The organism is Desulfatitalea tepidiphila (genome assembly GCF_001293685.1).
Taxonomy (GTDB): domain Bacteria; phylum Desulfobacterota; class Desulfobacteria; order Desulfobacterales; family Desulfosarcinaceae; genus Desulfatitalea; species Desulfatitalea tepidiphila.
The window spans coordinates 131073-143550 of sequence record NZ_BCAG01000007.1; the positions used below are offsets into that span (position 1 = coordinate 131073).

At 54.6% G+C, this 12478-nt stretch carries 14 protein-coding genes and 1 pseudogene; 11 read left to right on the forward strand and 4 right to left on the reverse strand.

Translation table 11 applies throughout. From position 1 onward, the window contains the following. Positions 1-45: 45 nt before the first annotated feature. The 5 genes from DFT_RS24450 to DFT_RS26895 all read left to right on the forward strand — a co-directional run bounded on the left by DFT_RS24450 (position 46) and on the right by DFT_RS26895 (position 5777). On the forward strand, positions 46-474 hold the full coding sequence (locus DFT_RS24450; RefSeq protein ID WP_235506322.1) for a hydrogenase iron-sulfur subunit: 429 nt from the start codon (positions 46-48) through the stop codon (positions 472-474). Between the two features lie 160 nt (positions 475-634). Next, positions 635-1303, forward strand: a complete 669-nt coding sequence (locus DFT_RS24455) for a methylenetetrahydrofolate reductase C-terminal domain-containing protein (protein WP_054034369.1) — start codon at positions 635-637, stop codon at positions 1301-1303. Next, a complete protein-coding gene (locus DFT_RS24460) occupies positions 1300-2241 on the forward strand; it encodes a methylenetetrahydrofolate reductase (RefSeq protein ID WP_054034371.1) in 942 nt (313 codons plus the stop codon). Before DFT_RS24455 ends, DFT_RS24460 begins: the two co-directional genes overlap by 4 nt. Positions 2242-2523: 282 nt before the next feature. Further along, positions 2524-2913, forward strand: a complete 390-nt coding sequence (locus tag DFT_RS24465) for a response regulator transcription factor (RefSeq protein WP_054034373.1) — start codon at positions 2524-2526, stop codon at positions 2911-2913. 143 nt (positions 2914-3056) lie between these two features. Continuing rightward, positions 3057-5777: a hybrid sensor histidine kinase/response regulator gene (locus tag DFT_RS26895; protein WP_054034375.1), complete on the forward strand. Its 2721-nt coding sequence runs from the start codon at positions 3057-3059 to the stop codon at positions 5775-5777. A 110-nt stretch (positions 5778-5887) separates the two neighbouring features. On the opposite strand, the pseudogene DFT_RS26900 reads toward DFT_RS26895, so the two are convergent. Both DFT_RS26900 and DFT_RS24480 read right to left on the reverse strand, forming a co-directional pair. Further along, positions 5888-6295: pseudogene (locus DFT_RS26900) on the reverse strand (phage integrase N-terminal SAM-like domain-containing protein); the annotation flags it as partial. Between the two features lie 9 nt (positions 6296-6304). Next, positions 6305-6658 (reverse strand): hypothetical protein, encoded by a 354-nt coding sequence (locus tag DFT_RS24480; protein ID WP_054034379.1) that lies wholly within the window; start codon positions 6656-6658, stop codon positions 6305-6307. 282 nt (positions 6659-6940) lie between these two features. Between DFT_RS24480 and DFT_RS26055 the strand changes: the two genes are divergently transcribed. The 3 genes from DFT_RS26055 (at position 6941) to DFT_RS24490 (ending at position 8705) form a co-directional block, all read left to right on the forward strand. Further along, positions 6941-7408 (forward strand): Rv1443c family protein, encoded by a 468-nt coding sequence (locus tag DFT_RS26055; RefSeq protein ID WP_054034381.1) that lies wholly within the window; start codon positions 6941-6943, stop codon positions 7406-7408. A gap of 77 nt (positions 7409-7485) precedes the next feature. After that, positions 7486-7809, forward strand: a complete 324-nt coding sequence (locus DFT_RS25350; RefSeq protein WP_076750882.1) for a DUF3795 domain-containing protein — start codon at positions 7486-7488, stop codon at positions 7807-7809. A 92-nt stretch (positions 7810-7901) separates the two neighbouring features. Further along, positions 7902-8705 carry a DUF1266 domain-containing protein gene (locus tag DFT_RS24490; protein WP_161807246.1) on the forward strand — a complete coding sequence of 268 codons (804 nt, stop codon included), beginning with the start codon at positions 7902-7904 and terminating at the stop codon, positions 8703-8705. A 69-nt stretch (positions 8706-8774) separates the two neighbouring features. On the opposite strand, the gene DFT_RS24495 is transcribed toward DFT_RS24490, so the two are convergent. Together DFT_RS24495 and DFT_RS25355 are read right to left on the reverse strand one after the other, a co-directional pair. Beyond that, on the reverse strand, positions 8775-9089 hold the full coding sequence (locus tag DFT_RS24495; protein ID WP_054034478.1) for a HigA family addiction module antitoxin: 315 nt from the start codon (positions 9087-9089) through the stop codon (positions 8775-8777). Positions 9090-9099: 10 nt separating this feature from the next. After that, the gene (locus DFT_RS25355; RefSeq protein ID WP_076750883.1) at positions 9100-9381 is read right to left on the reverse strand and encodes a type II toxin-antitoxin system RelE/ParE family toxin; all 282 of its coding nucleotides are present in this window, start codon (positions 9379-9381) and stop codon (positions 9100-9102) included. A gap of 149 nt (positions 9382-9530) precedes the next feature. Here DFT_RS25355 and DFT_RS24500 point away from each other — a divergent pair, with 149 nt between their 5' ends. The 3 genes from DFT_RS24500 (at position 9531) to DFT_RS24515 (ending at position 12424) form a co-directional block, all read left to right on the forward strand. Then, positions 9531-10172, forward strand: a complete 642-nt coding sequence (locus tag DFT_RS24500) for a flavodoxin family protein (RefSeq protein ID WP_054034384.1) — start codon at positions 9531-9533, stop codon at positions 10170-10172. Between the two features lie 238 nt (positions 10173-10410). Beyond that, complete coding sequence (locus DFT_RS24510; protein WP_054034387.1) at positions 10411-11163, forward strand: class I SAM-dependent methyltransferase; 753 nt, start codon at positions 10411-10413, stop codon at positions 11161-11163. Between the two features lie 115 nt (positions 11164-11278). Then, the gene (locus DFT_RS24515; RefSeq protein ID WP_054034389.1) at positions 11279-12424 is read left to right on the forward strand and encodes an NADH:flavin oxidoreductase; all 1146 of its coding nucleotides are present in this window, start codon (positions 11279-11281) and stop codon (positions 12422-12424) included. Positions 12425-12478: the final 54 nt, after the last annotated feature.

A 12478-nucleotide genomic window follows, 5' to 3' on the forward strand; every position in this document is an offset into this window, starting at 1 on the left:
ATGGTCCATGGGCCACTCATCACCAACAAGGGAAAGGAAGAGGCTATGAGTACAACCTACGAGCCACAAATTGTCGCCTACTGCTGCAAGTACTGCGCCTACGCAGCCGGCGATCTGGCGGGTTCCATGCGGCTCAACTATCCGTCCAACGTCAAAGTGATCCAGGTGCCCTGCACCGGCCGCGTGGATATTCTGCACCTGCTGCGGGCCATCGAGGACGGTGCCGACGCCGTCTATGTGGCCGGGTGAATGGAGGGTGAATGTCATTTCCTGGAAGGAAATCTCAAAGCCCGCCGCAAAGTCGAATATGTGAAACGAACCTTGAAACAACTCAACATGGACGAGGGACGCGTGGAGATGTTCAATCTCTCCTCGGCCCAGGGTCCGCGGTTTGCCGAAATCGCAACCGAAATGACCGAAAGGGCCAAAACGCTTGGACCGAGTCCGCTCAATCCGTGTGTGGAAAAAGTGTAAAACGTTAAGTGTTTAAGTTTGAAGTGAAGGAAGAGATCGATCGGGCAGGTGCGGCTCATTTATATAATGGACATCGTAAGGGCTGGGTTTGTCCCCGCCCGTGCGGCAGTACCAATGCCTTGAGTAAACGAAAAGGCAAACCGGCAAAACGAGGTGAATCATGATAGTTGCTGACCGAAAACCCCTGGAGGAGCTCCAGGCAATGATCGAGCCGTACAACAAAATTATGTTGGTCGGCTGCAAAGGATGCGTGACGGTGTGCAACGTCGGCGGGCTGAAGGAGGTCCAGATCCTGGCCTCCACGCTGCGGATCGCGCGCAAGGCCGCGGGACGGCCCGTCCAGATCGAAGAGCGCGTGCTCGAACGCCAATGCGACCCCGAGTATGTGGAGCAGCTGCGCGACAATTGCGATCAATTCGAGGCGGTGCTCTCCATGGCCTGTGGGGTAGGCCCCCAGTTTCTCTCCGAAGCGTTCCCCAGCCAGCGTTTCTTCCCCACCGTAAACACCACCTTCATGGGCGGTGCCACCCAACACGGCATCTGGGAAGAGCGCTGCGCCGGGTGCGGCAATTGCATCACCCACTGGTTCGACGGCATGTGCCCCATCGCACGCTGTTCCAAGAGCCTGCAGCACGGCCCCTGCGGGGGAAGCAACCACGGAAAGTGCGAAGTCTCCAAAGACATCGACTGCATCTGGGACCTGATCGTGCGCAAGAAAATCGAACAGGGACGCCTCGACGATCTGCGCAAGTACTGGGCGGCCAAGGATTGGCGCACGGCCCGTGACGGCGGCCCGCGCAAAAGCGTAAGGGAGGAGTTGGTAAAATGAGCGACAACGGCTTTAAATCCGGAAGCAACCTGGAGAAAGTGCTCAAGGCCGGCCACTTCGCCTTTACCGGTGAATGCGGCCCTCCCAAGGGCGCCAACCTGAAGCATTTGAACGAAAAGATGTCGCCCTTGCGCGGTGTGGTCGATGCCATCAACGTCACCGACAACCAGACCGCCGTGGTACGCATGTCCAGCAAGGCGGCCAGCGCCCTGATGGTCCAGGCCGGCCTGGAACCCAATTTTCAGATGGTGTGCCGCGACCGCAACCGCATCGCCATGCAAAGCGACATCCTGGGCGCATATGCCCTGGGCATCCGCAACATGCTCTGCCTCTCCGGCGACCACCAGAAGTTCGGCAACCATCCCGAGGCGAAAAACGTCTACGACCTGGACAGCATGCAGCTCATCGCCCTGGTCAAGCAGATGCGCGACGAAGGTAAATTCCTCAACGGCGAGGATATCGACGAGCCGCCCCGGATGTTCATCGGGGCCGCCAGCAACCCGTTTGCCGAACCCACCGACTTCCGCGTCTACCGGCTGGCCAACAAGATCGACGCGGGCGCCGATTTCATCCAGACCCAGTGCATCTACAACATGCCGCGTTTCCGCGAATTCATGAAACGGGCGGTGGACATGGGCCTGGCCGAGCGCGCCTACATCCTGGCCGGCGTCACACCCATGAAGAGCGCCGGTATGGCCAAGTACATGGCCAAGTTCGTGCCCGGCATGGATGTGCCGGCCGAGCTGATCAAGCGCCTGGAAGGCGCCGGCAAGGGCAAGATGGCCGAAGAGGGCATCAAGTTCGCCATCGAGCAGATCGAGGAGTTCAAGGAGATGGAGGGCGTGGCCGGCGTGCATTTCATGGCCATCGAGTGGGAACACAAGGTCCCCGAAATCGCCGAACGGGCCGGCATGCTGCCCAGACCCAAGGTCGATTAGCATCGTAAACCAGCACATCCCGTGAACCCGGCCTCGTCCCCCGCGGCCGCATGTTGTGGTGTCTACATCGATGGGTGCCTGAAAAATTGATTGCCGGACGGCGCCGTAGAAAGTTCAAGATCAAGGCGCGCGACATTCCGTGCCCTGCGGCGTACCGGCCGTGCGCCGCACACGCCACGAGATGAGCGCAACGCAGGTATTGGGCTTTATACGGTGCCGTCTCACGACGGACGGACCGGCCGCCGGGCCAACCATGGTTCCGTCCAAGCGTGGATATACCCCATGAACGTGAAAAAAAGGATATTGGTGGTGGATGACGAGCCCGACCATTGCGCCCTGGTCCAGCGCATCCTGGAAAGGGCCGGGTTCGAAGTGGAGGTGGCCTACGACGGGCGCGAGTGCCTGCAGAAAGTCAAGGCCAACCCGCCGGATGCCATCGTGCTCGACGTGGTCATGCCGGAACTCGACGGCCTAGTCGTCTGCAGGACACTGAAAAACGACAAGGCTTACTGCCACATCCCCATCATGATGCTTACCGCCGAAACCTCGCCGGTCACATCCACCCGCTTTTCCCGGGATCGCGGCACCTACGCGGAGGCCGACGAATTTCTGGCCAAACCGGCATCCGCCGAAGAGATCACCCGCACCCTGAACCATCTGCTCGACCGGTAGCCTGTTCCGACTCAACTCCGGCCTTGAAACCCCACCTCCAGACCCTGCCTTCAGACCCTGCCTTCAAACATTGATTCGAAACCGCTGGAATAGTATGGTGGAAACCGACCCCTGTATTGGCACCCGTTTCGAAAGGCGCTGCCATGCCGAGCATCGAATACAAAACCACCGGCCACGAAAAATTCACGCCCGCCCAGATCGGACACTTCATCCTCGGCGTGCCCTTTCTGCGCAACCTGCTGCTGGCCTTCCTCTTCGTGGCACTGCTCTTTCCCCTGTACAGCTGGCTCTACCTGACCCCCGCCTACCGGGACCTGCTCACCCTCAGGAGCGAAGACGAGGCCCACCGCACAGCCCTCCACCTGATGCGCAAGCTGAAGATCGGCACGCTGCCCCTGAACGAGGCGATTCATCAATCCGACATGCAGGCCGCCGTGGCGGAACTGAAGGCCGACTTTCAGCTGCGCAAGCTCAAGCTGTTCGACTCCGAAGGCCTGGTCCTGTTCTCCACCGATCCGGCGGAAGTGGGCACGGTCAATCGCCACCCCTTCTTCACCGAAAAGGTGGCCCGGGGCCGGATCCATTCCCACCTGGTCAGCGCCGGGCATGCCACGCTGGAAGAAGAAAAGGCCGCCGTGGACATGGTGGAGATCTACGTGCCCATGATCCTCGACGGCACCTTCATGGGCGCCTTCGAGATTTACTACGACGTCACCGAGGCCCAGGCCCAGCTCTCGCTGCTGCAACGACGCAGCAATCTCACCATGATCTTCATCGCCGCCGGCCTGCTGACCATCGCCGGGGTGGTGCTCTACCAGGCCGGCCGGACCATGCTCGCCCACCGGGAAACGGACCGGGCCCTTGCCGAGGCCAGCCAGGACCTGGAGAAGCGGGTCGACGAACGCACCCGCGCCCTCATCGCGTCGCACACGGCCCTGGGCATGAGCGAATCGCGCTATCGCACCCTCGTGGAGACCATCCCCCACGGCATCCGGGAAATCGATCCCGGGGGCATCATCACCTTCGTCAATCCTGCCCACGGCAAACTCTACGGCTACAGCGAAGAGGAACTGATCGGCCGGTCCATGTTCGATCTGACCGCCGAGGAGGAAGAGCGCCGGCGTCTCAAGGCGCACCTGGCCCAACTGATCGCCCGGCAGCCGCGTCCGAGCCCCTGGCTCGGCCGGGACCGCACCAAGGACGGCCGCCGCATCGATGTGCAGGTGGACTGGCGCTACAAACGGGACGCCAACGGCCAGGTGATCGGCCTGACCATGATCCTCTCGGACATCACCCACCGCACCAAGGCCGAAAAGGCCCTCCTGGACAACATCGCCTTTCTCAACACCCTCATCGACACCATCCCCAACCCCGTCTTTTACAAGGATGAGCAGGGCGCGTTTCTCGGCTGCAACATCGCCTATGCCCAGACCATCGGGCTGCCCAAGGAGGCGATTCTCGGCCGGCGGCTCGTGGATCTGGACGGCATCAATTTCAAGAAGCGGGCCGCCGACTTTCATGGCCAGGACATGCTGCTCATCTCCTCCCCCGGCATCCGGACCCAGGAGGAGCGCCTCACCCTGGCCGACGGCCGGACCCGCGACTTCATGATCTACAAGGCCACCTTTCACAATATCGAAGGCCAGGTGGCCGGCATGGTGGGCATCATGGCCGACATCACCGAGCGCACCGAGGCCGATCAGCGGCGCCAACTGCTCGAACGCCAGCTCCTGCAGGCCCAGAAAATGGAGGCCCTGGGCACCCTGGCCGGCGGCATCGCCCACGATTTCAACAACATCCTGGCGGCCATCATCGGCTACACCCAACTCGTCTTCACCGACACCCCCCCGGACAGCGAAGCGCACGGCCATCTGAACCGGGTGCTCGAGGCCGGCGACCGGGCCAGCCAACTGGTCAAACAGATCCTCACCTTCAGCCGCCGCAGCGACATGGAGCCCTCCCCGATCCAGATCAAGACCATCGTCAAGGAGGTGCTCAAACTGGTGCGCGCCACCCTGCCGGTCACCATAGAAATCGTCCAGCAGATCAAGAGCGACGCCTCGATCATGGCCGATCCGGTCCAGATCCACCAGGTGATGATGAACCTGTGCGCCAACGCCGGCTACGCCATGCGCGCCAACGGCGGCAAACTCGCCGTGACCCTGGAAGATACCATGGTGGATGACGACTTTGCCCGGCGGCACGCCGACATCAACCCCGGCCCCTACCTGCGCCTCACGGTCCAGGACACCGGCTCGGGCATCGCCCCCGAACACCTCGACCGCATCTTCGACCCCTTCTTCACCACCAAACCCAAGGGCGAGGGCACCGGCATGGGGCTGTCCGTGGTTCACGGCATCGTGGCCGCGCTGCACGGTGCGATCACGGTGGAGAGCGCACCAAACAAGGGCGCTCGCTTCGACCTCTACTTCCCGGTCGTCGAAGGAAAACAGCCGGCCGTCTCCTACCCCACCGCCGGCAAGCTGCCCACGGGCAAGGAGCGCATTCTCTTCGTGGATGACGAAGTGTTCCAGACCGACATGTTCCGTCACATGCTGGGCCTGCTGGGCTACAAGGTCGATACCTGCAACAGCGGCGCCGAGGCCCTGGCGAGCTTCCGCCAGAGCCCCGACGCCTTCGACCTGGTGGTCACCGACATGATCATGCCCGAAATGACCGGCGACCACCTGGCCCGGGCCCTGCTCGAACTGAGACCCGACCTGCCCATCATCCTGTGCACTGGCTACAGCGACAACATGACCGAAGAAAAGGCCCTGGCCATGGGCATCCGAGCCTTCGCCCTCAAGCCGCTGACCATGGAAAGATTGTCGGTACTGATCCGGGAAGTGCTGGATCGGGAGTAAAATAGCTCGCCCCAATCGAGCGCATCACGCCCGGTCGCCGGATTTACATGAAGAAAAAGCGCCGGGTCAGGCGTCCGAAGGCACTCTTTCCAATCAGGAAAAAGCGTCTCGTGATCCTTATCGCCCTTGGCCGCCCGCAGTGTGACACAGCCGCGATTAAAATCCAGGTCCTTTACCCTGAGCCGCACGGCTTCGTTGAGGCGCAGTCCGCCAGCATAGATAAGCCGGATCATCAATAGGTGGAGGCCTCTCATGTTGTTGAAAATCAACTGAACTTCCTCGGGCGTCAGCACCACGGGCAGCCGCTGTTTCGGTCGGGCGCGCACCGACAGCCACAAGTGTCCGATATCCTGATTTAATACCCTGCGGAAAAAGAACAGGATAGCATTGAAAGCTTGATTTTGAGTGCTCTTTGCAACCTTGCGCTCAACAGCAAGATAGGATAGGAAGTTAATCACACTTCCGGAATCCAGTTGCCAGGGTGATGTACCATTCAGAAACGAATAGAAAGCACGCATCCAGGTGAGTTAGGTTTGTTCGGTTCTATAGGACAGATGCTTGAACCGCATGGCTCTGACCATTTGATCGATGGCCTGCTGCCATTCCCGACCAGCCGGCATCGAACGTGGCGCATCCGACTTGGCAGGCTTGCTCAGGAAATAGTGATACAGATTGATCGCTTTTTTAGCTTGGCTCACCTGCCAGTCCTGGTGAATGGAAGATATTTGCTTCAAATATCCAAGAATCGCATCTTGATCGATAGGCTGGCCAACTGGTTGTCGGCAAAAATGGTAACAATCCAAACCCCATTTAAGATAGAAGGGCGCCACATGCGGCGCAACCGCCCTGTTTTTTGCTAAAAAGTCTTTGAATCGATTCATCGTTACGATATCAGATTTTACATATTCAATCGGTCCACTATACAGTGGATATTTACGATTTCATTTGAAGGGACGAGCCAAACACGGTTCAGAAACCGTTCCATTAAACGGCAGGATGAAATTTTCTTATGGTTATCTGATGTTACCTTTTGTTTCAACTCTTTTTTCCGAACAAGGGCTTCGGGATGTAGCATGGCGTATAATTCAGTGGATCACATGGAATTCATCAAAAACGATCAACGCAACTAATATTAAAGTTAGCCAGAAATTAGCGGAAACACGATGATCGCTCGCATTTCCACCCGTTTCGAGTGCTCGGAAGACGAACTCTGGCAGAAGCTCATTGAGCCGAGGTCGCTTCAGTTCGTCGCCTCACCCATCCTGAGCTTCCTGCCCACTGAGAAAGGCGTCCTCGCTGGGGAGTGGCAGGTCGGGCCGGTGTACCCGTTGAAGCTGTATTTCTTGAAAGTAATCCCGCTGGGGCGGCATACCATTCGGTTGGTGAAGCTCGACAATGCCACGAATACTATCGAGAGTCGGGAGAGCGGCTTGCTGGCGCGGGTGTGGAATCACACCATCTCGTTTCGAGAGACGGCGCCGGGTGTCGTGACCTATGCAGATGAGATTGAAATCCAGGCAGGGCTGCTCACGCCGGTCATATGGTTGTTCGCCCAGCTGTTCTATCGGCACCGGCAACGGCGCTGGAAGGTCCTGGTAACCCTGCGAAAAGCAGGCAGAACAAGAGGCTAACATCTGGCTGGAGCCGGCGGCTGCTTCGCAGCCGCGGCTCAGCCAGGGCGTTCTCATACACTAAAAAAGGACACATCATGATTGCATATTGTGGCTTAAACTGTTCAAAATGTGACGCATATCTTGCGACCAAAGAGGATAATGAGGCAAAAAGAAAAGAAACAGCTCAAAAATGGTCTCTGATGTATAGGCATGAAATTAGGTCTGAGCAAATTCATTGTGATGGCTGCAAAGCAACCGGGTTGAAGTTTTTTCATTGTAACAATTGTGATATCCGCAAATGCTGCACTTCTAAAGGTATTGAACATTGTGCGGCATGTGAAGAGTATGTCTGCGAAACTTTGGCTGGCTTCATAAAGCTGGCTCCTGAAGCAGGTATTGCCCTTGAAAAACTCAGATAACGGAAAGTAAATGCGAACTTTGGCTTTCGGCGGATCGCGGCCAAAAAGCGCCCGCTCCCGCTGAAGCTTGGGTTATGATAAGGAAATCATTTGTGAATAGAAAGGTAATTTTAATTACAATTATTGGCCTAATATTGAGCTGCGCAGGAGTTGAAAGGTCTACAAAAGAAACAACTGTTTGTGAATATACGCATAATCAAAAAATGTGGGCTTTAGCTGCAATCGGCATCATTACCGAAATGAATGATGATCGTCATGATTTATTAGGGGGCTGCGAGAAAACCGAAGAAAACAAGATCAGGGTAATAGAAAAGCTGCTGAAAGAATGGTGGGGCATCGAAAAAAGAGAAACGCTTATAGAAACACTAAATTGGCTTGACGAATCTGGTCATAGGAAGCGCATGTATAATGAAGGCAAGGCGTTGAATGAACTGTCTCAAAATGAAGTCATTGATGTTCTAAATAAATATAAGAGCGATAAGCAAATCCATCAGCGATTATACGAGGCCTATTGGGGGTTTAAAGCATACGGCGAGAAAAGCGTTATAGCATGGGATTACTGCAGATACATAGCATTGTGTGGATGGGGATTCGTAGCTGGTTATTTATCCGAAGAAGAAGCTTGGGAATTCATTATGCCTAAAGCTATTGAATTGCAAAATAGCTTTACTTCTTGGGGTGGAATGGCCGATAATTACTTGCATGGGCGTGCTTATTGGTCATGGAAACAAACTGTTGGATCAAATATGCCAGGTCATAAGGCATGGAGGGCCTTAGGTTGGGATAAACCCGATAGCCCGTGGAGAAAATATAATTGGAATATGAATCTGTCATGTAGTAATGCAAATTCATTACCACCGTCTCATGGCGGACCCCGGGCCGCTGAAGTGTACTAAACCAAAATTCTCTACGCGGGCGCCACACAGCCGGCCTGTTGGGGCTACTGGAATCAGGTGCCTGATAGATCAAGCGGCATTCAAAGGATGGATTTGAGACAATTCTTTACTGTAGCGCTGTTCCGAATCCCAAAGGTCCCAAGAATGCTGGACATTCAGCCAGAATTCAGGTGAATTGCTAAAAAGACGAGACAATCTTAGCGCCATAGCCGGACTGATAGCACGGCGTTCTCTTAAAATTTCATTAATTGTTTGGCGTGATACGCCTAATGCGTTTGCCATGGAAGTCGTGTTTAGGTCATAATCCGGCATGAAATCCTCTCTAAGCATTTCACCGGGATGGGTCGGCCTGATTTCACGCTTTGCCGTATTGGGTATAGCCATTGTTTTATCCTTAATGGTAATCGGTAATCTCAACATCGTAGGCATCGCCTTCGATGAAGCGGAAACATACTCGCCACTGGTCATTTATCGATATTGAATGTTGCCCTCTCCTGTCGCCTTTTAGAGCATGGAGCCTGTTACTGGGTGGCACCAAAAGGTCATTCATGTCATTTGCAAAATGGATAAATTCTAAACGCCTTATTGCCCTCCTCAATAAATCGGACGGTAAGCGTTTTGATTTGCCAGAAACAAATAATTTTTGAGTTTCTTTATCGGCAAATGTTTTAATCATAGGCTACTGTAAACAATCACGTGACAGTTGTCAAGTGCGTAAAATACACAAAAATTAAAGGGCTTGCCCCCAACAACCGCGTGCTGTCGGACTCGCTTGGCTCGCCACAGACGCGGAGCGTTAGCAAAGCAAGCTGACAACCCCTGAAAATGCTGAGTTCAATAATCAAAGCAAATATTGAAAACCTACTTCCAGAGAATAGAGTGTTGGGAGTTGCCGGGAGTCCCAGAAAAAACGGAAATTCAGATGTTTTATTGAGGCAAGTGCTCAAAGGCGTCAGCCAGGAAAATCTGGAATGCGGTTCAATTCAATTGAGAGATATTCATTTTCAAGGTTGCATCGGTTGTGAGAAGTGCAGAAAAGATAAAATTTGCACCGGACTTATTGATGGGATGTCATTAATCTACCGCCAAATCATTACTTCGAAAGGTCTTGTTCTTGTTTCCCCTACCCACAACTATAACATTACTTCATGGATGAAGGCATTTATCGACCGGCTCTACTGCTTTTACAATTTTGAAAATTCACGCCCCAGGACCTGGTCAAGCCAGTTGAGCAATCAAGGTCGGAAAGCGATCCTACTCGCAGTTTGCGAACAGGAAAGCATGAAAGATATGGGGTTTACCCTCGAAGCTATGCGACTCCCAATTGAAGCGCTCGGATATCAAGTAATTGGGGAGCAAGCAATATTCAGGATTTTCGATAGGGGAAAGGTTAAGGAGGATACTAAATCACTTGAAAAAGCATTTATGTTAGGCAAGGATTTGGCGAAATCACTAAAAACAAAATAGGTTAACTATTCAACGAAAATTTACCAAATACAGCAAGAAATGACCTAACAAGGTTTTCCTCGAAAAATTCAAAAACGCACCTTGGACCCCTTTTTTGGACAGGGGGGAGATGGAGACAGGCCCTTTGATTTGCCCATTGCCCATGGGTGGGAAGACCAGCACGGGATTTTTGTGTGTGGCCCAATAACGGCGCAGGAAGTCACGGGTGTCGGCCGGCAAATGAAAGAAGGATAAGACTGTGGATGATTACAAACTCCTGATTGACCTGCACAGGGAAGGACGCCGCCAGGGACCGGGCGGGGATGCCGAGACAGAACTTGCTCTAAATCTGGCCAGGATCGATCGGGCGGCACCGCTGAAGATTGCGGATATTGGCTGCGGTACGGGGGCATCCACCATCCTGCTGGCCCGGCTCTTGAACGCCCGGATCACGGCAGTCGACTTCCTTCAGGATTTTCTGGACGTGCTTGAACAAAGGGCCGAAAGCGCAGGCGTGGCAAACAGGATATCGCCCCTTGCCCGGTCCATGGACGATCTGCCTTTCGCCGACGAGGAATTGGATGTCATCTGGTCCGAGGGCGCCATCTATAACGTTGGATTTGAAAAAGGCGTAGCGGCGTGGCGACGCTTCCTGAAACCGGGTGGCCTATTGGTTGTATCCGAGATCACGTGGCTCACGGACTCCAGACCAGCGGAGCTCCAGAAACACTGGGACAGCGAATATCCCGAAATCGATGTCGCTTCGGCTAAGATCAGGGTTCTGGAAAAGCATGGATTGTCACCTGTCGGGTACTTCGTGTTACCAGAACATTGCTGGGTGGAGGAGTATTACCGACCCATGCAGGCCAGGTTCGAGGACTTTCTGAATCGACACGGGAACAACATAGAGGCACGCGAAATAGTGACCGCAGAGCAGCACGAAATTGACCTCTACGTAACGTACAAGTCCTATGTCGGTTACGGGGTGTATATTGCAGAAAGGATGGGATAGATGGCCCAACAGGCCACTGCTGCGGGCTGGCTTCTATCGCCGCAGAAATAGTGAAGGTCGTCATTGGCGAAGGCAGCGATGTCAAAATTCAAGTGAGAACTGACGGAGATCGATATTGAACCAATTATTTGAACCAAGCGCTATCAACCGGATGGTGCTGAAGAATAGATTTGTCCGAGCGGCCACTTGGGAAGGACTGGCAACGACCGACGGAGCAGTCACCCCGAAGTTGATCGAAATGATGGTCTCGCTCGCAAAGGGCGGCGTTGGTTTGATTATATCAAGCCATGCCTATGTTTCTCGGGAAGGCCAGGGCACGCCCTGGCAGCTGGGCATCCATGATGACAAACTCGTCCCCGGGTTGCGTGAAATGGTTTCTGCCGTCCACGAAAATGGGGGCCGTATCGTCGTGCAACTGGCGCATGCCGGGCAGTGTGCCGAAGTTGAGTTGACCGGCCGGCCGGCATTGGTCGTGTCAGATCCCGTGGATCATGTTCAGGGAAACATAGAGCGCATCACCCCTACGGAAATTGAGCGTCTTGTGTTTTGCTACGCCCAGGCTGCCAACAGGGCTCAAAAAGCCGGTTTCGATGGCATCGAAATTCATTCAGGACATGGCTACCTTTTGAGCCAGTTTCTCTCCCCTGCTTACAACCGGCGACAGGATGAATACGGGGGGTCGATCGAAAACCGGGCCAGGATCCATCTCCAAATCTACCAGGCCATCAGGGCGATGGTCGGCGCAGATTATCCCATTCTGATAAAGATGAACGGTGCGGATTTTATCGACAACGGACTGACTGTCGACGATTCATTGCAGGCCGCCGGACGCTTTGCCGATGCGGGATTCGATGCCATCGAAGTCAGTGGCGGTATCATCAGGACCGGAAGGCTTTCGCCAAGCAGACCAGGTATTACCACAGTGGACAAGGAAGCCTACTTCCAAGAATACTCGGGCAGATTCAAAAGAGATATAAACGTACCATTGCTCCTCGTGGGTGGTTTGCGATCCTTCGAGGTAGCAGAGAGAATCGTTGCCGAAGGTATTGCCGACTATATTTCCATGAGCAGGCCCTTTATCCGGGAACCTGATTTGATCCATCGATGGGAAAACGGAGACCGGCGCAAAGCCGAATGTAAATCGGATAATCTATGCTTCAATCCCGGCTTCGAAGGTAAAGGCGTATCTTGCGTCACCCGGGAAATGGAAACAAATAAACTCGCTGATCACCCTTGCTTATCCTTTATACCATGCTCTTGAGCGGCATCCTGTTTTTCGTTTGCTGGAAAAAGGGCGACAAAATCTGATTCGGGC